Origin of the sequence: Ralstonia pickettii (genome assembly GCF_000607165.1) — a bacterium.
Classification (GTDB): domain Bacteria; phylum Pseudomonadota; class Gammaproteobacteria; order Burkholderiales; family Burkholderiaceae; genus Ralstonia; species Ralstonia holmesii.
On sequence record NZ_JFZG01000027.1, the window covers coordinates 16,920 to 35,093 of the forward strand.

The window sequence follows — 18,174 nt, forward strand, 5'->3', positions numbered from 1 at the left end:
TACCTCTTCTGAATGGAGTGTGGATGCATTACTGCATGACAAAACCGCCGTTGACGGCCAGCGTCTGGCCCGTCACGAATCGGGAAAGATCGGACAGCGCGAACAGCACGGCGCCGCAGACGTCGTCGGGCACCTGATCGCGCGAAATGGCGCGCTGGTCGCGGTACAGCGCATGGCGGTGTGCCGGCACGTATTCGGTGGCTTCCACCAGCGTCAGGCCCGGCGCGATGGCGTTGACGGTGATGCCGTCTGCGCCGCATTCACGCGCCAGGGACTTGGTCATGCCGATGACGGCGCTCTTGCTGGCCACGTAAGCCAACAGGTTGGGCGCGCCCCACAGCGGTGTGTCCGACGACAAGTTGACGATCGCGCCGCGGCCCGATGCCTTGAGTGCCGGCAGGCAGGCCGTCGTCATCAGCCAGGTGCCGCGCACGTTGACATTCATCACGCGGTCCCAGGTCTCGACGTCGATCGACGATGCGTCGCGCCCGCCCGAATTGGTGATGGCCGCGTTGTTGACGAGGCCGTCGAGCCCACCCAGAGCCTGCACAGCTGCCGCAGCGCACGCCTGAATGGAAGCCGGATCGCCAAGATCAAGCGCAAAGCCATGTGCGTCGAAGCCAGCCGCACGCAGTGCCGCGGCCTCTTCCTGCACGCGCTCGCCAAGAATGTCCGCCAGCGCAACCGCGCCGCCAGCTTCGGCAATCGACTTGGCAAACGCCAAACCCAACCCGCGCGCAGCGCCCGTCACGAGGACTTTGCGGCCAGCCAGCAGCCCGGCAGTTGGATTGCGCTCAAGCATGTTGAGCTTCCGTGGGAACGGGCTTGAGCATGGCAACCGGCGCATCGGCCAATTCAGCGGCAGCGCGGCGCGCCAGCACACGGCGGATACGCGTGATGCCGATGTCGTGCTGATACAGCGTCTCGTGATCGCGCGCCTCGGGGGCCATCGACTCGAGCACCACGCGGTCCTGCTCCAACACATCCCAGTGCAGGCCTTCCAAGCGGTTGCGATACAGGAAGCGCCACACGTCGCGCTGCCAGCCCTGCACATGGCGCGTGCGCCAGAAGTAGACGATGCAGTGTTCTTCGTCCACCGGCGTCACGATGCCGATGATGGTGAACGGACCGCCAGGGCCGACCTTCGGCTGATACGGAATCGACAGGCGCAGCCACATCGTGCCGGTCTCGCCAAACTCGGTCCAATCGAAGTTCACGCCACGTTGGCCGGTCTTCTGGAACATGATGCCGTGATCGGTTTCCACCACTTCCATCACGGCCTTCTTCTCGCCGCTGGCCATCGAGTGCGACACGGCGTGCAGGTACGCACCGTGCATCGGGTCCATGACGTTGTCGATGGCATAGCGGTAGTTGACGTTCCAATGCGCGAAGCAGAGGAAGTGGCTGTGCTCGTCGCTGGTCAGTTCTTCCGGCAAGCGCAGCGTGCCAACAGCGTCGTCGAACTCGGACGGGGCCTTGTCACCAAACCACAGGAAGATGGCGCCGGCACGCTCCTGCACCGGGTAGCTGCGCACGCAGGTCTTGCCTTCCATGGGGCAAGCGTCAACGGCTGGCACGCTCGTCACCGTACCCTGGCCGTTCACTTCGACGCCGTGGTACCAGCAAGCCACGTGGTCACCCAGGTTCCAGCCCATCGACAGGCGCGCGCCGCGGTGCGGGCAGCGGTCTTCCAGCGCATGCACCTGGCCGGCGGTATCGCGCCACAGCACGATGTTTTGGCTCAGGCGCGTGATGCCGACCGGCGCGTTCTTCACATTCCACGACGCCGCCACCGGATACCAGTAGTTGCGCAGACCGGTGTTGATGCGCGCTTCCTTCTGCGCTTCCTTGTTGCCTTCCATTGCTTGCCTCTTCTGATGGGTTGAGCCGGGCGCCTCTGCGGGCGACGCAGCGTCGAATCGTGTTGGAACCGGTCTGGGTTCAGGCGCCCAGGCGGCGCATCTCTGCCAGGAACGTGTCTTCCGTCCAGGTCTCGCCGCCGGCGGCATTGCGCGGGCCGCGCTCGTTCAGCACAGCCACGATGTCGGCCGGCGTTTGAGCACCACCCATAAATGCCGCCTCCAGCGAATCGGCCAGTTGGTCCTCATAGGCTGTCGGCTCGGCGGCGCGCGTTTGCCACACCAGATTGGCGACGTGGCCCGGCCGCTCGACGCGGCCCTTTCCTGCGACGTTGTTCGGAGAAATCGGCTCCCACGGAGCGAGGTCGGGGTTGTATTGCGGTTGCATTTCTGTCGACTCCATCACGTTTCGCTTGTTTTACCTATGAAACGTCTGTTAATATCTGGAACACAGGTGCAACTATAGACCGCGTCTTCGAAATCGCAGATGCGGGATTACCCTATGGTTTCCAAAAAGGAAGGCTGCGTCACACGTCGGCCAGGCAGCCGACAAAAGCTTGGGGCGCCGACTTAGCGCAGCCGCGCCAGCAGACGCCTGCCCGCATCGACAACCGAGCGCTGCCCGGTCATCTGGTAGCGCACGATCATCCCCTCCACGCACAGCAGCGCTTCTTCGGCAATGGCCTTCGGGCGTGGATAGCCAAGACGCTTCGCCAGCTCCGCCAGATACGTCGCCAGCTCGGCCTTATGCAGGACAGCCTTTTCTACCAACTGCGCGTCCCCGGTTTCCGCACCAGATTCGGCAACGAGGTTGATGAACGCGCAACCTCGGTAGGTTTCGGTGTCGAACCAGGTGGCCAACACGTCCGCCAGCACGTCGAGGTCAGCACGCTTGGCAAGGCGCGCTTCCGTTGCCTCACGAAACCAAGCCATCCACCGTTCGTGCCGTGCATCCAGGAAGGCTGCGATCAAATCGCTCTTTGACGGGAAATGCCGGTACAGCGACATCTTTGCCACGCCAGACTCGGCGATGATTCGGTCGATACCGGTGGCACGAAAACCTTCCTGCAGGAACAGCCGCTCGGCGGTTTCCATGATGCGCTCGCGGGCGGAGAGGGTTTCGGCAGTCTTGGCCATGTCGATGAACGTGAAGGCAATGGTCCAGTATGGCCTTGACAGACAGACCTGTCTACTCAATCATGTAGACAGACTTGTCTCATAAAGCCGTGACTTCCGTTTGCACCACTGCTCCCGATAATTGCCGCCCAGCTCGGGCCACGCTATCGCCGCTGCCGCTGTGGCGCCTGCGATTGGCAACGACTTATATCGAAGAGAATCTGGGCGGCCCGGTTCGGCTGGAAGACGTTGCTCGCGCGACCGGCCTGACGCGCATGCACTTTGCTGCCCAGTTCCGCGCCGCTATGGGCGTGCGCCCGCACGCGTATCTTTTGCATCGGCGCATCGAGCGCGCCAAGACCTTGCTGATGAGACTGGATGCTACGGTGGTCGAGATTGCGCTGGAGGTCGGCTTTCACAGCCAGGCGCATTTCTCGACGGTATTCAAGCGGCTCGCGGGCGATAGCCCGTCGACCTGGCGACGACGCGCGCTTGACCAACTGCATGGCTGAATGCACAGCGCCCGGCCAAGACCGGGGCGCCTCTTTTTGGCCGACCGCGTCACAAACCCAGCGCAGACAGCCCCGGGTGATCATCCGGGCGACGCCCAAGCGGCCAGAAGAACTTGCGCTCATCCGCCTTGATCGGCAGGTCATTGATGCAGGCATAACGGCGTTGCATCACGCCGTGTGCGTCGAATTCCCAATTCTCGTTGCCGTACGAGCGGAACCAGTTGCCGGAATCATCGTGCCACTCATACGCAAAGCGCACGGCGATGCGGTTGCCGCCAAACGCCCACAGTTCCTTGATCAGCCGGTAGTCGAGTTCCTTACGCCACTTGCGAGTGAGGAACTCGACGATCTGTTCGCGCCCATTGACGAACTCGGCGCGGTTGCGCCACTCGCTATCCGGCGTGTAGGCGAGCGCGACGCGCTCTGGGTTGCGGCTGTTCCAGCCGTCTTCGGCCAGACGCACCTTTTCGGTGGCAGATTCGAGGGTGAACGGCGGAACCGGCGGGCGGGTCTCATTGGCAGACATCGGCAACTCCTTTGCAATGGCAACAGTGGAGGCCACCACGCTAACAACGCAGCAGCACGCACACAGTCTGCCCAACCGACTGCCGCGCCGATACCAGGAATGCACGGGGAGTTTCGCGAACGCACGATTCCCGCACCGCAGGCCTACAGAAATTTGCGATAAACGACGAAGCCGGATTTCTCAGCCACGGTGTCGTAAAGCTTCATCGCCGTGGTGTTCGTTTCGTGGGTCTGCCAATAGACGCGCGGCAGGCCCGCCTCTGCGGCGCGGCGATAGACCGCCTCGATAAGCGCGCGACCGACGCCCTGCCCGCGTGCGGCTTCGGCGGTGAAAAGGTCTTGCAGATAGCAGTTCATCTGCACTTGTGTGGTACTGCGGTGGAGTAGGAAATGCACGATGCCGAGCAACGTGCCCTCCCGCTCGGCAACCATGGCATAGACCGGCTCGGCCTCGTCAAAAAAACGCTGCCATGTGGTCTGCGTGACGATGTCGGGCAAGGCTGTTTCGCCCGCGCGGCCGTAAAAGGCGTTGTAGCCATCCCAGAGGGGTTTCCAGGCAGTGAAGTCGTCTTGGTGGATGGGACGAATCAGGAGGTCGGAAGGTGCGGACATGGTTGGCTGAATGGGTGGCACGCTCGCGCATTCTGCCAGCCGGGCGCCATGCGTGCAGCCGGCTTTCCTACCGTTCGCTTAACTCGTGGCGCCGTGCACCATCGGCTGCCATGTGCGGCGCACGCCATCAACAGCGCGTGTGCAGCGCCCCGACCCTAGGGATTGTCCGGAGACAAGTCATTGCCGGAAGAAAGTTTGCTGAAAGCCTCGACCCACTAAAGTGCGCTCCATGGCCCGGTAACGACCCGGTATCGGGCAGTGCGATCTCCACGCACATCAGCGTCACCACGATAAGGGTCGGGTGTTGTACCAGCCATATCGCCGGGCTCTACGGGATGTCAGTCCGGCGTCCGTTTCAATCGGTCTTTCCTGCTGTCAACCTTGCAGCCCACCGTCCTCCCGGTGGGCTGTTTTCTTTTCAGGGTTGCGCGGGATTGGGCAACACCAGACGCTGCGTCAGCCGCTGCACCGTCGGTGCCGCAATCAGCACGATGGTGAAGGCCGCCGGCCAGGCCAGCACGAACGCATGCGCCCAGCGGGCGAGAAAGTCAGGGCTGATACCGGCGTTGATCCAGCCGATCCAGCCGGTCATCAACAACGACATCAGGCCGGACATCAGCCAGGCAAAAATGACACGAAGACGGGTGGGAGTGGAAACGGGCATCGACATGGCGGTTCTCCTTGCAAGCCATCAAATGTGATTGACGGTATGCTAGACAACCGCGTTTCAAGAAACTATAGACGTTTATTGAAACTTAAATTCCGAAAATGGAATCATGCTCGACGACCTAGCCCTCTTTGTTTCCATCGTGGACCACGGCAGCCTGCAGGCCGCGGCCCGTCACGCCAACCTGCCGCCCGCCACGCTGACGCGGCGCCTGCAGAAGCTGGAGACAGCACTGGGTTGCCAGCTTCTGCTGCGCAGCGCCCGCAGCCTGAAACCAACGCCGGAAGGCCAGCTGTACTACGAGCAATGCCGCCCGCTGCTGACCGCGCTTGCGCAAACCACGGCCACGCTCGACGACGACCTCAATCAGGTGAAGGGCACCCTGCGCGTGCTCGCACCGCTGAACCTGTCGCGCGGGCTGCTCGCACCCGCGTATGCCAGCTTCATGGCGACGTGGCCGGAGATCCGGCTGGAGCTATCGCTGAGCAACCGCAATGAAGACGTGTGGCGACATGGCGCCGATCTGGCCATCCGCGTCGGCCAGCAGGACGACCCGAAGCTGCGGCAGCGCCGGCTGGGTGTCATCGGGATGGTGCTGGTGGCGTCGCCTGCCTATGTGGCCGAGCATGGTGCCCCGACACATCCAGATGAACTTCAGGCACATCGATTGTTGGTGTCGTCGCCGCTCTCGACATGGCGCTTCATCTCGCCAGATGGCGCGGAAACCATCGAACTGCAGCCTCACGGCCGCTGCGACCTGAACGACATTGAACTGGGCGTGACGCTGGCCGAAACGGGCCTCGGTCTGCTGTACTGTCCGCGCACGCTCTGCCATCAGGCGCTGGAGGCAGGCAGGCTGGTGCGCCTGCTGCCCGAATGGGGTACACCGCAGCGGCCCATCTACGCGGTGTGGCCGCAGCAGCAGTTGCCACGTAAGGTGCGTACGTTGCTGGAGCATCTGGCGGCCTTCGCCGCGGCTGCGCCCTTGCTGCAGGCCGACGCCGCGCCGAGTGCCTCCCACGCTGCTTGAAACGGGTAAAAACACGCGTTGTCGCACCGCCCGATCACCCCGTAGGCTGCAAGCATTCCATCACGCCGTTTTCACTGGAGGCCCGATGCACAGCAGCCACGTGGTGCGCTCCGGCAACATTCGTCTGCATGCCCGCATGACACAGCCCGCCGACGGTTCCGCGCGGCAGCGCCCCGCCGTGGTTCTCGTGCATGGCTATCCGGACGACAGTTCCGTCTGGCACGGCGTGCGCGATACCCTGGCGCGCGATCGCCGCGTGCTTACCTTCGACGTGCGCGGTGCCGGGCTGTCAGACGCCCCGGCAGATACCAGCGGTTACCGCATCCCCCAATTTGTCGACGACCTTGCCGCCGTGGCCGATGCGCTGCTGCCCGGGGAGCGCTTCCATCTGGTCGGGCACGACTGGGGCTCCATCCATAGCTGGGAATCGGTAACGACCGACCGGCTGCGCGGGCGCATCGCGTCGTACACGTCGATCTCGGGCCCATGCCTGGACCACGTCGGCCACTGGATGCGCACACAGCTCGATGCCGGCACATGGACGGCCAAGCGCGCGGTGTGGCAGCAGCGGCTGCAATCGTGGTACGTGGGATATTTCCACCTGCCGCTGGTGCCGGAATGGTCGTGGCGGCTATGGGTGGCGCGCGCCTGGCCGTGGTGGCTGCACAGGACGGAAGGCATTCGCATCGAGGCCCAGCGACCGACGCTCGTGCGCGATGCCTGCAACGGCGTGCGTATGTATCGCGCAAATTTTCGCGACCGTCTCGCTCGCCCCCGGGCACGTGCACCGCATGCGCCCGTGCAACTGATCGTGCCAACGCGCGACCGCTACGTCAGCCCCGCCGTTACGCGCGCGGTTGAAGCCTGGGTGTCGCACTACTGGCGCCACGAGGTCGACGCCGGTCACTGGCTGCCCTTGCGTCGCCCCGACTGGGTTGCGGACCGCATCCGCCGCTTTGCCGACTATGTCGAATCCGGCCACGAGCCCGCCGAATTGCGGCAGGCCCGCGTGGCCGGCACGCTGGCAACGACCTGACGCAACTAGAGCATTGCGCCCAACGCAAACGTTGACGCGCGTGTAACACACTGTAATCATCGTCCGCCACAACGCTGACGGCGCGCCATGACCTGGTGCCCGGACGGCTCGAGCCGCCGCTTCGCGCAAACCGCGTCGCCGGCCATCGATACAAGAAACAGGGACAAGACAATGAAAAGCAAGGTCGTGGTGTACGGCCCGCTCTACGGGAAGTGGTACGCAATCCTGGTCAACGACGGTGTAGCGGCCGAATCCAACCAGTTTGGCTCGTACGAAGCCGCCATGGGTTTCGCTTCACGCCGATATCCGGAGCTTGAGCAGGAGCGGCAGCCTTACGCGCGAGGCCGCGAAGAAAGCGAGAACGGAAGCGACAGCCGGGAAGCGGCGCCGATCTGAAGACGCCGGGCGGCGTCTAAGCCGCCCTTGCAGAGACTGCGTTAACGGCCTGCCCCGCAAAAGCGGCCGGCAATCCATTCGAACACGCTGCCTTCGCGCAGCGAGCGGCTTTGCGCCTCGTCGCCGTAGTGGATCTGGTAAAGCGGCTTGCCGCTGGCATTGCGCGCGCGATAGAGCGTTTGCGCAATCACCGTGTAGCTATGTCGCGCGCAATCGAGCACCACCTGCTTGACCGAAGAGCGGATCGGCTGGCCATCTGCCGTTTTGATCGTAAAGTCGGGCAGCACGTTGCGCAGCAGCCTGAAGTGCACGGTATGCGAGTCGGCTTCCGCCTCAGCGCTTGGCTCTGGCTTGACCGATTGCCGATCGATATACGAAACGATGCCGTTGATGCTCTCGAACCGGCGCCAGCGGGAATCGGTGCTCGCCGATTCGACCGCGGGTGCCGCACCGCCCGTAACGGCTTGCGCGGACGCTGTCGGCACAGCCGCCGACGCAGACACGGTTTGTGCGGATACGGGCATCGCTGCCCACTGCGCGGCCACCAGAACGGTCGCCGCGATGGCGCTTTGCCAGCGCCAGCCTCCTGTTTTCATGGGATATCTCGCCTTGCTACAAAAACTTAGCGGGCGATTCTACCGCGATGGCGCAACCGCTTACATCACATCTGGCCAACGGGCTCGGCAACGTCCACGCCGGCAAAGCGCAGATACAAGGTGCGCAGAGCCTGCGTGAGCGGGCCCGGCTGGCCGTTGCCGATCTGCACGCCGTCGATGGACACCACCGGCATCACGAACGTCGACGCGCTCGTGTAGAACGCTTCGGCCGCTTGCTGGGCTTCGGCCACGGTAAAGGTGCGCTCCTCCAGCGTCAGGCCATGTTCGCGCGCCAGCGCCAGGATCGACACGCGCGTGATGCCCGGCAGCACGGCGTTCGACAGCGGACGCGTAATCAAGCGTTTATCGGCGGTGATGATGAACGCGGTAGACGACGCGCCTTCGGTCACGCGGTCGCCATCGGTCATCCAGGCTTCGTGCGCGCCGGCGCGGGCAGCGATCTGCTTGGCCATCACCTGCGGCAACAGGCCCACGCTCTTGATGTCGCAACGCTTCCAGCGCAGGTCGGGCACCGTCACCACGGTTGCGCCCTTCTTTGCGAGCGGGCTGTTGACAATGGACTTGACCTGCGTGAACGCCACAGACGTCGGTGTAATGTCTGCCGGGATGCCGAAATCGCGCTCGGCCACACCGCGCGTAACCTGCATGTAGACCACGCCCTCGTCCAGCCCATTGCGCGCGACCAACGCTTCGCAAACGCGCGTCCATTCGGCGGCCGTGTACGGGTTGTCGATGCCGATCTCGGACAGCGAGCGGGTCAGGCGGGCGAGGTGCGCGTCGTTGTCGACGAGCTTGCCGCGCGCCACGGCGGTCACTTCGTAGATGCCATCGGCAAAGGTGAAGCCACGATCCATGACAGAGACGGTGGCTTCGGCGGCCGGCACGTATTGGCCGTTCAGGAAGATGATTCGGGACATGCTGGGAGAAGGAATTCAGGTGCGGGCGGGACTGCCCTGCCAACGAATCTACAGGATACGTGCGCCATGCCGCGAATACCGATATGTGCCCACGTTATGCGAAAACAGCATGATGCGCGGGACACGTCCGGTAAACTCTGCCGTTTTTTTGCCAATTGCGCGCCCATGTCCGAACTCGCCATCCGCCCGATCGTTGCAGACGACCTGCCCGGCATCCTGGCCGTACAGCAGGCGTGCTACGGCGACGGGTTCCTGGAACCGGGCGATGCGCTCGCCAGCCGCTGGGCGCGCAGTCCGGCCATGTGCTTGGTCGCACTGCGTGGGTCTGAAGTGGTGGGGTACCTGCTCTCGCATGCGTGGCACGCATGGACGCCGCCCAAATTGCACGTGCCGCTGCCCGACACGGATGCAACCGATGTTCTCTGGTTCGTGCACGACATGGCTATCGCGCCGGAGCGCCGCGGCCAGCGTTTGGGCGAGCGGCTTTACGCCATGGCATCTGCCAGCGCCCAGTCACAAGGCCTGGGCCGATCCCGGCTGGTGGCGGTGCAAGGCGCGGATGGCTTCTGGCGCCGCCTTGGTTATCAGTCCGTCGACATGGATAGCGCCGCGTTGGGAGCCCTGCTCGCCATCTACGGCGAGGATGCTGAATTGATGGAACGCGCATTGCCGTGAGCGGCCATCGCGTCACTCCGTTACAATTTGCAACATCCGTATATCTTCTGTAAGACTGCGCGCGCCCCGTTCAACTACAGTGCAGTGTCTAGAGGAATTCCCACATGCATAAGAACTTCGCGCTGTACGTGCTGGCAGCCGCTGCGGCGCTGTCGTCGCAGGCGGCCCTGGCCCACGTCAATGTCGATATTGGAATCGGCGTGCCTGTCGCACCCGTTTATGTCGAGCCCGCGCCGCCGGCCTACTATGCGCCGCCACCGGTCTATGTCGCGCCGCAGCCGGTCATCGTTGCACCCGGCTACTACGACGATGGCCGCGGCCGCGAATGGCAGGAACGCCAATGGCGCGAACAGCGCTGGCGTGAGCGTGAATGGCGCAGGCACCATCGTCACGACGACGACGATTGATCCTGCGCACGGCCGCGCTCAAGCGGCCTTCTTCGCCAATCCCAGGTAGGTTTCGATCACGCGCGGGTTGACAGCCAACTCGTGCGCCGGGCCTTCGAGGGTCATGTCGCCCGTTTCCAGTACATAACCGTAGTCAGCCACCTGCAGCGCGGCGCGTGCGTTCTGCTCGATCAGCAACGTCGCCACGCCGGTTTTGCGCAGGTCGCTGATGATGTGGAAGATCTCTTTGACGATGAGCGGCGCGAGGCCCAGGCTCGGCTCATCCAGCATCAGCAACTGGGGCTTGGCCATCAACGCGCGGCCCACGGCAAGCATCTGGCGCTCGCCGCCGGAAAGCGTGCCGGCTTCCTGCGCACGACGCTCTTTCAGGCGCGGGAACAGGTCGTACACCACCTCCATCTGATCGAGGTAGTTGCGCTCACCCGCCCGCTTGCGGCGGTACGCGCCGAGCACGAGGTTGTCTTCCACGCTCATGGTGGCAAACAGCTCGCGCTTTTCCGGCACCAGGCACATGCCGCGTGCCACGCGCTTTTCCACCGGCAGACCAGTCAGGTTGTGACCGAGGTACGAGACCACGCCGCTGGCCGACCCGGTGGTCGGCAGCGCGCCCATGATGGCGCCCAGCATCGTCGATTTGCCCGCGCCGTTCGGGCCGATGACGGTCACGATCTGGCCCGCTCCCACCTTCAGGTTGGCGCCATGCAGCGCCTCCACCTTGCCGTAGCGGACGTGCAGGTCCTTCACTTCCAGGATGATCGACATGCGCGTTCTCCTTATTCCACGCCGCCCAGGTAGGCTTCCAGCACGGCCGGGTTCTGCTGCACTTCCTGCGGCAGCCCTTCGGCGATCTTGGTGCCGAATTCCATGACGACCAGCCGATCGGTGAGGTTCATGACGAAGTCCATGTCGTGCTCGACCAGCAGCACGCTCATGCCTTCGGCTTTCAACTTGATGAGCAGCGCTGCAAGCGCCTGCTTTTCCTTGTAGCGCAGCCCCGCGGCGGGCTCGTCCAACAGCAGCAGCGCCGGATCGCAGCACAGCGCACGGGCGATTTCCAGAATGCGTTGCTGGCCCAGTGCCAGACTGCCGGCTTCCTGATACATGCAATCGGCCAGACCCACGCGTTCCAGTTGGCGGCGCGCTTCAAACAACAGCTTCTGCTCTTCGGCTTGGTTCATGCGCACTACGCTCGCAAGCACGCCGCCCTGCGCCGCGAAGTCGCCGCGCAGGTGGGCGCCCAGCGCTACGTTTTCCAAGACGGTCATGCCCGACAGCAATTGCACATGCTGGAAGGTACGGCCGATGCCGCGTTTGACGATCTCGCGCGAAGGCATGCCGCTGATGTGCTCGCCACGGTAGAGCACCTCACCGCGCGTGACCGGCAGCACGCCTGTCACGAGGTTGAAGGTGGTCGACTTGCCCGCGCCGTTGGGGCCGATCAGGCCGATGATCTCGCCGGCTTTCACTTGAAAGCTGACGTCATTCACGGCAACAAGGCCGCCAAACTCTTTGCGCGCGGCGCGTACGTCGAGAATCAGCTCACCGGCTTGGGGCTTCTCGCGCTGCTTCAGCGCCGGCGCTTCGTCGGGCGCACGCGCTGTCGGCGCAGAGGGAAACAGCTTGCGGATGAACGGCCATACGCCATCGCGCGCGTACTGCAGCAACAGCACCAGCAGCACGCCGAACACGATAATCTCGAAGTTGCCGTTGGAGCCCAGCAGCTTCGGCAGAATGCTCTGCAGGCTGTCTTTCAGGATGGTCAGCAAACCCGCGCCAAGCACCGCGCCCCACACGTGGCCCACGCCACCGACCACCGCCATGAACAGGTATTCGATGCCGTAGTTCAGGCCGAAGGGCGTCGGGTTCACCGCGCGCTGCAGATGCGCATAGAGAAAGCCCGAAATGCAGGCCAGCACCGCCGCAAACACGAAGATCACCACCTTCATCCACGCCGTATTCACGCCCATGGCTTCGGCCATCGTGCCGCCGCCCTTGAGTGCGCGGATGGCGCGGCCCGGGCGCGAATTCAGCAGGTTCTGCACCGCCAGCACCGCCACGACAACGACGGCCCAGATCAGGTAGAACATCTCGCGGCCGGTCTGCAACGACTTACCGAGCACGTTTAGCACCGGAATACCGTTCAGCCCGTCGTACTTGCCCAGGAATTCGAGGTTGCCGAACAGGAAAAACAACGACAGCCCCCACGCAATCGTCGCCAGCGGCAGGTAGTGGCCCGACATGCGCATCGTGATCAGGCCGATCACATATGCACTGACCACTGTGATCACCAGCCCGGCCAGCAAGCCGATCCACGGCGACACACCGTACTGCGTCGTCAGATAGGCGGTGCTATATGCACCGAGCCCAACGAACGCCGCCTGCCCGAACGAGGTCAGACCGCCCACCCCCGTCAGCAGCACCAGCCCCAGCGCGACGAGGCTATAGAGCCCGATGTAGTTCAGCAGCGTGATCCAGAACTCGGGCGTGGGCACGATGGGAATCAACGCGAGCACAACCACAAACAAGGCGGTCAGCACGCGATTGCGCGAAAGCCGGCTGCGCTGCGCCGTGCCCTCGGAAGATTTGGTCAGCGTGTTCATCGGCTTATTCCTCTTCCTCGACATGCTTGGTGGTGAGCGATCGCCACAGCAGCACGGGAAGGATGAGCGTGAACACGATCACCTCCTTGAACGCCGACGCCCAGAACGATGAATACGACTCCAGCAACCCAACCAGCAGCGCGCCCAGCGCAGCCACCGGATAGCTCACGAGACCGCCCACGATCGCGCCCACAAACCCCTTCAGGCCGATCAGGAAACCGGACTCGTAGTAGACCGTCGTGAGCGGCGCGATCAGGATGCCGCACAGGGCGCCAAGCGCCGCCGCCAGCGTGAACGCCAGGCGCCCCGCCTGCGTGGTCCCGATGCCGACCAGCCGCGCACCCAGCCGGTTCACCGCCGTCGCACGCAGTGCCTTGCCCGACACCGTACGGCCAAAGTAGAAGTACAGCGCCACGATCATCAGCACCGATACAGCCACCACCCAGAGGCTCTGGCCCGACACGGTGAGCGCACCCAGGTCAAAACGCGCATCGGAAAACGCATCCGTGCGCGAGCCTTCCGCGCCGAACATCACAAGGCCGAGGCCCACCATCGCAAAATGCACACCCACTGAAACGATCAGCAGCACCAGGGTGCTGGCTTCGGCCAATGGCTCGTAGGCCAGGCGGTAGATCATGGGGCCCATGGGAATGACGATCAGCAATGTCAACGCGACCTGCGCAAGCATGGGCAGCGTCATCGGGGCGAGCATGCTGGCGGCGATGTACACCGCAGTCGGAAAGACCAGGTATTTGACTGCATAGATCGCGCCTGTGCGCAGCGCATGCAGGCGCAGTTCGGGTTGCAGCAGCGTGCGGCCCATCTCGACGAGGAACGTCAGCACGCCCAGCGTCACCAGCATGCTGGCCGAGAGCGGCGCCTTGTTGGCCTGGATGGCCGCCAGCGTAAGCGCGCCGTACGCCACGAATTCGCCCTGCGGGATGAAGATCACGCGCGTGACGGAAAACACCAGCACGAGCGCCAGTGCCAGCAGCGCGTAGATCGCGCCCGATGTCACGCCGTCTTGCGCCAGGATGGCGGCAATCGACAAGTCCATGAAGCTCCTCGTTCTTGTAGTCGTGGAGTTCGCGCCGGATGTGAACCGGGCGAGGGGGCGCCACGAGTTACGAGATAGTAAATTTCTTACGACAGGATGAAATTGGCGACAACCCTAACGCGTCGCCCTGCTCCGCCGGTTGCTGGCCTTGGCGGGGCTGACCGCGGGCGCCTGCAGCATGGCAGACAGGCGCATCACGAACGTGCGCAGCGTGTGCTCCAGCTCGCCACCGCGCTGCGCGTGGAACAACGGTTGCAGGTTCAGCGCGATCAGCACCAGCACAAGCTGCCCGCGCGCACCAAACACCGGCAGCGACAGGGCATTCACGCCCGGCAGCAAGCTACCCGTGACCCACGATGCGCCTTCGGTGCGGACGTCTTCACACAGACGGTAGTAATCGGTCAGCGAACGCGGCAGGCCCGGCAGGTCGTCGCTGGCGCGCTCGTGCAGTTCGCGCTCAACGAGCGGCAGCGTCTGCTCCATCGGTTGATAGGCGCCAAACAGGCGGCCGGTGGCGGAATTGAGCATCGGCAAGACGTCGCCAATACGCAGGTTCACGCCAGGCGCACCACCGGCCTTCTCCCAATGCACAACGGTCGGGCCACGATCGCTCCAGACGGCAATGCCAATGGTGTGGCCGGTCTGGTCTCGCAAACCGGCAAGCAACGGCCGCGTGCGGACAATGGCATCGGAGCGGTTGAGGCTGGCCAAACCCAGGCGCAGCGCAAACGGGCCGAGTTCGTAACGCCCGGTCAGCGGGTCTTGAGAGACCGCGCCCACGCGCTGCAGGCTCACCAGATAGCGATGCGCCTTGGACGGATGCATACCCGCCGCACGCGCCAGATCGCCCAGCGCCATCGCCCGCATGGCACGCGTCAGCGCCACCAGCAATTGAGAGCCGACTTCGATGGATTGGATGCCCGAACGGTCACGGTTTGCGCGCGCGTCTTCAGCATCGCCATCGGGTGGCAGGTCGTCTTCGACTTCCGGAGTCTCTATGTCTTGGGGGCGCATTGGCTGGGCTGAGCCGACAAAGTGCTGCGAGCGTAGCACGCAGCTTCGCCTCGACGGCCAGTTTTTGATTTTTATGCATTGTAGAAACAATGCTTCTAATCATAATTCACGTATACCCTAGGCGCATCCCCAGACCCTGCGGTCTATGATTGCCAGCGTTCGGTATGGCTTGGTATCAGCACGCCCCAACCCAAGCTTTCCGGCCCGAGCACGTTCAAGAACAATTCCCCCAACCGTAATCCACTACACCAGGAGTGACAGAATGGCCAAAGCCTTCGCCTCGCAAGCCGACCTCGAGGCCAAACAAGTCACCTTCACCCAACTCTCCCCCAACGCCTACGCCTACACAGCCGAGGGCGACCCGAACTCGGGCGTCATCATCGGCGACGACTCGGTGCTGATCGTCGACACCACCGCCACGCCCGCGATGGCGCAAGACCTGATCGCACGCATCCGCGCCATCACCGACAAGCCGATCAAGCACGTGGTGCTGTCGCACTATCACGCCGTGCGCGTGCTCGGCGCATCAGCCTACTTTGCAGAAGGCGCGCAGAACATCATTGCCAGCCGCGGCACTTACGAGATGATCGTCGAGCGCGGCGAGGCCGATATGAAATCGGAAATCGAACGCTTTCCGCGCCTGTTCGCGGGCGTGGAAACCGTGCCGGGCCTGACGTGGCCGACGCTGGTGTTCGAGCGCGAGCTGACACTGTTCCTTGGGCAATTGGAAGTGAAGATCCTGCACCTCGGCCCCGGCCACACGAAGGGCGACACGGTGGTGTGGATCCCGTCGCAGAAGGTGCTGTTCTCAGGCGATCTGGTCGAATACGACGCCGCCTGCTACTGCGGCGACGCCCAACTCGAAGAATGGCCCGCCACACTGGATGCGCTACGCGCGCTCGGCGCCGACAAGCTTGTGCCCGGCCGCGGCCCGGCGCTGCTCAATCCGGCCGAAGTCGACAAGGGTCTGGCCTATACGCGCGATTTCGTGTCCACCCTGCTCCAGCGCGGCAAGGAAGCCGTCGCGCAAAAGATGGGCCTGAAAGCCGCCATGGCGCACACCCGCGCGGCCATGGACCCGAAATTCGGCAGCGTCTTCATCTACGAGCACTGTCTGCCGTTTGATGTGACGCGTGCCTTCGATGAGGCCAGCGGCATCAAGCACCCGCGCATCTGGACAGCCGAGCGCGACAAGGAAATGTGGGCCGCCCTGCAAGGCTGAACATGAACCCCGACTTCCAGAACCGCGTCTTCCCGTATACGCCGTGCGCCGAACAGCAACCCGGCGCGGCAACTGAAGCTCGCCCCGTCGTTATCGTCGGCGCAGGGCCGGTGGGGTTGGCCACGGCCATCGATCTCGCACAGCAGGGCGTGGCCGTGGTGGTAGTCGACGACGATTGCACGCTGTCTACCGGCTCGCGCGCGATCTGCTTCTCCAAGCGTTCATTGGAGATTTTTGATCGACTCGGCTGCGGCGATTGCATGGTCGACAAAGGCGTGAGCTGGAACGTCGGCAAGGTCTACCTGAAGAACGAACTGCTCTACAGCTTTGACCTGCTGCCCGAAACCGGACATCGCCGGCCGGCGTTCATCAACCTGCAGCAGTACTACGTGGAAGGCTTTCTTGTCGAACGCGCGCAAGCCTTGCCGAACATCGAGCTGCGCTGGAAGAACAAGGTGACGGGCCTCACGCAGGATGCCGATGGCGTGACGCTCACCATCGAGACGCCCGACGGCACGTACGCGCAGCGCGCGCAATACGTGGTCGCCGCCGATGGCTCGCGCAGCCCGGTACGTCACATGATGGGCCTCGAAGCCCGCGGCCAGACATTCAAAGACCGCTTCCTGATCGCCGACGTGCGCATGGATGCGCCCTTCCCCAGCGAGCGCTGGTTCTGGTTTGACCCGCCGTTCCACCCGAATCAATCGGTGCTGCTGCACCATCAGCCCGACAACGTCTGGCGCATCGACTTCCAGCTCGGCTGGGACGCCGACCCCGTAGCCGAGAAGCAACCCGAGCGCGTCATCCCGCGCGTGCGTGCGCTGCTGGGGCAAGGCGTCGATTTCGAGCTGGAATGGGTCAGCGTCTATACGTTCTCGTGCGAACGCATGGACCGCTTCCGCCACGGCCGCGTGCTCTTCATCGGTGATGCCGCGCATCGTGTATCGCCATTCGGCGCGCGCGGTGCCAACAGCGGCTTGCAGGATGCCGAGAACCTCGCGTGGAAATTGCGCATGGTGCTTGCCGGCGATGCGCCCGACGCGCTGCTCGACACCTACGCGAGCGAGCGCGAGTTTGCCGCCGACGACAACATCCGCCACTCCACCCGCTCGACCGACTTCATCACGCCCAAGAGCGCTGTCAGCCGGCTCTTTCGCGATGCCACGCTGCGCTTGGCCAAGCACTATCCGTTTGCGCGGACGCTGGTCAACAGCGGGCGGCTGTCAATGCCGACGGTGCTTGAAGGCTCTGCATTACAGACGGAAGATGAAGCGCCCTTCGCCTGCGCGCTCGTGCCCGGCGCGGTCGCACTCGACGCACCGGTGCGCAATGCCGATGGCGGTGCCGATTGGCTCCTCAGTCATCTGCACGGCGGCTTCATGGCGCTACGTTTCTGCGGTGCAGGAGAACACGTCGATGCGCTGCCGCTGCCGACGCTGGCAATCTTCCCAGTGGGCGGCATGGGCACGGTGTCGGCCAACGTGACGGCGCTGGAAGACATTGACGGCCTGGTCGCGCAACGCTATGACGCACGCCCCGGCACGACTTACCTGATCCGGCCCGACCAGCACGTCTGCGCACGCTGGCGCGCGCTTGAGCCTGCCAAGCTGGCCGCTGCGTTGCTCCGCGCCACCGGACAAACGGCGCCCGCAGCAAAGCCCCACACCGCTGTCTCCGCCTGAGCTGAATACCGACCGCCATGCCGCTGAACACGCAACCCAACTTGCCGCGCCCCGATGATTTTTACGAAGCGCTGATCGACGCGCATCGCAACCTGAACGACGAGCACAGCGCGATGCTAAACGCGCAACTCATCCTGCTGCTCGCAAACCATATCGGCGACATGGCGGTATTGCGTGAAGCGCTGACAGCGGCGCGACTCGCATTGCCGGCAGCAACCTGAGCGCCACCG

The 18,174-nt window shown here is 63.9% G+C and carries 22 protein-coding genes; 9 read left to right on the forward strand and 13 right to left on the reverse strand.

Going from position 1 to position 18,174, the window contains the following annotated elements; all coding sequences use genetic code 11:
- Nucleotides 1-28: 28 nt before the first annotated feature.
- The 4 genes from BG83_RS0124475 to BG83_RS0124490 form a co-directional block, all read right to left on the reverse strand.
- Complete coding sequence (locus tag BG83_RS0124475) at nt 29-802, reverse strand: SDR family oxidoreductase (protein ID WP_024979223.1); 774 nt, start codon at nt 800-802, stop codon at nt 29-31.
- A complete protein-coding gene (locus BG83_RS0124480) occupies nt 795-1,862 on the reverse strand; it encodes an aromatic ring-hydroxylating oxygenase subunit alpha (protein WP_024979224.1) in 1,068 nt (355 codons plus the stop codon). Before BG83_RS0124480 ends, BG83_RS0124475 begins: the two co-directional genes overlap by 8 nt.
- A 79-nt stretch (nt 1,863-1,941) precedes the next feature.
- Entirely contained in the window at nt 1,942-2,247 is a 306-nt protein-coding gene (locus BG83_RS0124485; RefSeq protein ID WP_037032460.1) for a recombinase-like helix-turn-helix domain-containing protein, read from the reverse strand.
- Nucleotides 2,248-2,429: 182 nt separating this feature from the next.
- On the reverse strand, nt 2,430-2,996 hold the full coding sequence (locus BG83_RS0124490) for a TetR/AcrR family transcriptional regulator (RefSeq protein ID WP_024979226.1): 567 nt from the start codon (nt 2,994-2,996) through the stop codon (nt 2,430-2,432).
- Nucleotides 2,997-3,169: 173 nt separating this feature from the next.
- Between BG83_RS0124490 and BG83_RS0124495 the strand changes: the two genes are divergently transcribed.
- Nucleotides 3,170-3,487 (forward strand): helix-turn-helix transcriptional regulator, encoded by a 318-nt coding sequence (locus tag BG83_RS0124495; protein WP_235193271.1) that lies wholly within the window; start codon nt 3,170-3,172, stop codon nt 3,485-3,487.
- 49 nt (nt 3,488-3,536) lie between these two features.
- Here BG83_RS0124495 and BG83_RS0124500 read toward each other — a convergent pair whose 3' ends face one another.
- The 3 genes from BG83_RS0124500 to BG83_RS0124510 all read right to left on the reverse strand — a co-directional run bounded on the left by BG83_RS0124500 (nt 3,537) and on the right by BG83_RS0124510 (nt 5,294).
- Nucleotides 3,537-4,013: a DUF1348 family protein gene (locus BG83_RS0124500; RefSeq protein WP_024979228.1), complete on the reverse strand. Its 477-nt coding sequence runs from the start codon at nt 4,011-4,013 to the stop codon at nt 3,537-3,539.
- A gap of 143 nt (nt 4,014-4,156) precedes the next feature.
- Nucleotides 4,157-4,624 carry a GNAT family N-acetyltransferase gene (locus tag BG83_RS0124505; protein ID WP_024979229.1) on the reverse strand — a complete coding sequence of 156 codons (468 nt, stop codon included), beginning with the start codon at nt 4,622-4,624 and terminating at the stop codon, nt 4,157-4,159.
- A 418-nt stretch (nt 4,625-5,042) separates the two neighbouring features.
- On the reverse strand, nt 5,043-5,294 hold the full coding sequence (locus tag BG83_RS0124510) for a DUF2798 domain-containing protein (RefSeq protein WP_024979230.1): 252 nt from the start codon (nt 5,292-5,294) through the stop codon (nt 5,043-5,045).
- Between the two features lie 106 nt (nt 5,295-5,400).
- Between BG83_RS0124510 and BG83_RS0124515 the strand changes: the two genes are divergently transcribed.
- The 3 genes from BG83_RS0124515 (at nt 5,401) to BG83_RS0124525 (ending at nt 7,753) form a co-directional block, all read left to right on the forward strand.
- Nucleotides 5,401-6,321, forward strand: a complete 921-nt coding sequence (locus tag BG83_RS0124515) for a LysR family transcriptional regulator (protein ID WP_024979231.1) — start codon at nt 5,401-5,403, stop codon at nt 6,319-6,321.
- Between the two features lie 85 nt (nt 6,322-6,406).
- A complete protein-coding gene (locus tag BG83_RS28075; RefSeq protein WP_037032462.1) occupies nt 6,407-7,357 on the forward strand; it encodes an alpha/beta fold hydrolase in 951 nt (316 codons plus the stop codon).
- A gap of 171 nt (nt 7,358-7,528) precedes the next feature.
- A complete protein-coding gene (locus tag BG83_RS0124525; protein ID WP_009239764.1) occupies nt 7,529-7,753 on the forward strand; it encodes a hypothetical protein in 225 nt (74 codons plus the stop codon).
- 41 nt (nt 7,754-7,794) lie between these two features.
- Here the strand turns inward: BG83_RS0124525 and BG83_RS0124530 are convergent, their stop codons facing one another.
- Together BG83_RS0124530 and BG83_RS0124535 are read right to left on the reverse strand one after the other, a co-directional pair.
- Nucleotides 7,795-8,349: a surface-adhesin E family protein gene (locus BG83_RS0124530; RefSeq protein ID WP_024979232.1), complete on the reverse strand. Its 555-nt coding sequence runs from the start codon at nt 8,347-8,349 to the stop codon at nt 7,795-7,797.
- Nucleotides 8,350-8,414: 65 nt separating this feature from the next.
- On the reverse strand, nt 8,415-9,287 hold the full coding sequence (locus BG83_RS0124535) for a D-amino-acid transaminase (protein ID WP_024979233.1): 873 nt from the start codon (nt 9,285-9,287) through the stop codon (nt 8,415-8,417).
- Between the two features lie 165 nt (nt 9,288-9,452).
- On the opposite strand from BG83_RS0124535, the gene BG83_RS0124540 reads away from it, so the two are divergent.
- Both BG83_RS0124540 and BG83_RS0124545 read left to right on the forward strand, forming a co-directional pair.
- On the forward strand, nt 9,453-9,962 hold the full coding sequence (locus BG83_RS0124540) for a GNAT family N-acetyltransferase (protein WP_024979234.1): 510 nt from the start codon (nt 9,453-9,455) through the stop codon (nt 9,960-9,962).
- A 104-nt stretch (nt 9,963-10,066) separates the two neighbouring features.
- Nucleotides 10,067-10,369, forward strand: a complete 303-nt coding sequence (locus BG83_RS0124545; RefSeq protein WP_024979235.1) for a hypothetical protein — start codon at nt 10,067-10,069, stop codon at nt 10,367-10,369.
- A gap of 18 nt (nt 10,370-10,387) precedes the next feature.
- Here BG83_RS0124545 and BG83_RS0124550 read toward each other — a convergent pair whose 3' ends face one another.
- The 4 genes from BG83_RS0124550 to BG83_RS0124565 all read right to left on the reverse strand — a co-directional run bounded on the left by BG83_RS0124550 (nt 10,388) and on the right by BG83_RS0124565 (nt 15,025).
- Nucleotides 10,388-11,131, reverse strand: a complete 744-nt coding sequence (locus BG83_RS0124550) for an ABC transporter ATP-binding protein (RefSeq protein ID WP_024979236.1) — start codon at nt 11,129-11,131, stop codon at nt 10,388-10,390.
- A gap of 11 nt (nt 11,132-11,142) precedes the next feature.
- A complete protein-coding gene (locus tag BG83_RS0124555) occupies nt 11,143-12,969 on the reverse strand; it encodes an ABC transporter permease subunit (RefSeq protein ID WP_024979237.1) in 1,827 nt (608 codons plus the stop codon).
- A gap of 4 nt (nt 12,970-12,973) precedes the next feature.
- Nucleotides 12,974-14,026, reverse strand: coding sequence for a branched-chain amino acid ABC transporter permease (locus tag BG83_RS0124560; RefSeq protein WP_024979238.1), 1,053 nt, complete (start codon nt 14,024-14,026; stop codon nt 12,974-12,976).
- A gap of 114 nt (nt 14,027-14,140) precedes the next feature.
- The gene (locus BG83_RS0124565) at nt 14,141-15,025 is read right to left on the reverse strand and encodes an IclR family transcriptional regulator (protein WP_024979239.1); all 885 of its coding nucleotides are present in this window, start codon (nt 15,023-15,025) and stop codon (nt 14,141-14,143) included.
- Between the two features lie 277 nt (nt 15,026-15,302).
- On the opposite strand from BG83_RS0124565, the gene BG83_RS0124570 reads away from it, so the two are divergent.
- From BG83_RS0124570 to BG83_RS0124580, 3 genes are read left to right on the forward strand one after another with little or no spacing between them, the layout of a single operon-like run.
- Nucleotides 15,303-16,262, forward strand: a complete 960-nt coding sequence (locus tag BG83_RS0124570; protein ID WP_024979240.1) for an MBL fold metallo-hydrolase — start codon at nt 15,303-15,305, stop codon at nt 16,260-16,262.
- Nucleotides 16,263-16,264: 2 nt separating this feature from the next.
- Complete coding sequence (locus BG83_RS0124575; RefSeq protein ID WP_024979241.1) at nt 16,265-17,944, forward strand: FAD-dependent oxidoreductase; 1,680 nt, start codon at nt 16,265-16,267, stop codon at nt 17,942-17,944.
- A 17-nt stretch (nt 17,945-17,961) separates the two neighbouring features.
- Nucleotides 17,962-18,165, forward strand: a complete 204-nt coding sequence (locus BG83_RS0124580) for a DUF2783 domain-containing protein (RefSeq protein ID WP_024979242.1) — start codon at nt 17,962-17,964, stop codon at nt 18,163-18,165.
- The last annotated feature ends 9 nt before the right edge of the window (nt 18,166-18,174 follow it).

Coding starts and splice junctions, on each gene's coding strand:
- BG83_RS0124475 (WP_024979223.1), bottom strand. CDS start 802: ATGCTTGAGCGCAATCCAACTGCCGGGCTGCTGGCTGGCCGCAAAGTC.
- BG83_RS0124480 (WP_024979224.1), bottom strand. CDS start 1,862: ATGGAAGGCAACAAGGAAGCGCAGAAGGAAGCGCGCATCAACACCGGT.
- BG83_RS0124485 (WP_037032460.1), bottom strand. CDS start 2,247: ATGCAACCGCAATACAACCCCGACCTCGCTCCGTGGGAGCCGATTTCT.
- BG83_RS0124490 (WP_024979226.1), bottom strand. CDS start 2,996: ATGGCCAAGACTGCCGAAACCCTCTCCGCCCGCGAGCGCATCATGGAA.
- BG83_RS0124500 (WP_024979228.1), bottom strand. CDS start 4,013: ATGTCTGCCAATGAGACCCGCCCGCCGGTTCCGCCGTTCACCCTCGAA.
- BG83_RS0124505 (WP_024979229.1), bottom strand. CDS start 4,624: ATGTCCGCACCTTCCGACCTCCTGATTCGTCCCATCCACCAAGACGAC.
- BG83_RS0124510 (WP_024979230.1), bottom strand. CDS start 5,294: ATGTCGATGCCCGTTTCCACTCCCACCCGTCTTCGTGTCATTTTTGCC.
- BG83_RS0124515 (WP_024979231.1), top strand. CDS start 5,401: ATGCTCGACGACCTAGCCCTCTTTGTTTCCATCGTGGACCACGGCAGC.
- BG83_RS28075 (WP_037032462.1), top strand. CDS start 6,407: ATGCACAGCAGCCACGTGGTGCGCTCCGGCAACATTCGTCTGCATGCC.
- BG83_RS0124525 (WP_009239764.1), top strand. CDS start 7,529: ATGAAAAGCAAGGTCGTGGTGTACGGCCCGCTCTACGGGAAGTGGTAC.
- BG83_RS0124530 (WP_024979232.1), bottom strand. CDS start 8,349: ATGAAAACAGGAGGCTGGCGCTGGCAAAGCGCCATCGCGGCGACCGTT.
- BG83_RS0124535 (WP_024979233.1), bottom strand. CDS start 9,287: ATGTCCCGAATCATCTTCCTGAACGGCCAATACGTGCCGGCCGCCGAA.
- BG83_RS0124540 (WP_024979234.1), top strand. CDS start 9,453: ATGTCCGAACTCGCCATCCGCCCGATCGTTGCAGACGACCTGCCCGGC.
- BG83_RS0124545 (WP_024979235.1), top strand. CDS start 10,067: ATGCATAAGAACTTCGCGCTGTACGTGCTGGCAGCCGCTGCGGCGCTG.
- BG83_RS0124550 (WP_024979236.1), bottom strand. CDS start 11,131: ATGTCGATCATCCTGGAAGTGAAGGACCTGCACGTCCGCTACGGCAAG.
- BG83_RS0124555 (WP_024979237.1), bottom strand. CDS start 12,969: ATGAACACGCTGACCAAATCTTCCGAGGGCACGGCGCAGCGCAGCCGG.
- BG83_RS0124560 (WP_024979238.1), bottom strand. CDS start 14,026: ATGGACTTGTCGATTGCCGCCATCCTGGCGCAAGACGGCGTGACATCG.
- BG83_RS0124570 (WP_024979240.1), top strand. CDS start 15,303: ATGGCCAAAGCCTTCGCCTCGCAAGCCGACCTCGAGGCCAAACAAGTC.
- BG83_RS0124575 (WP_024979241.1), top strand. CDS start 16,265: ATGAACCCCGACTTCCAGAACCGCGTCTTCCCGTATACGCCGTGCGCC.
- BG83_RS0124580 (WP_024979242.1), top strand. CDS start 17,962: ATGCCGCTGAACACGCAACCCAACTTGCCGCGCCCCGATGATTTTTAC.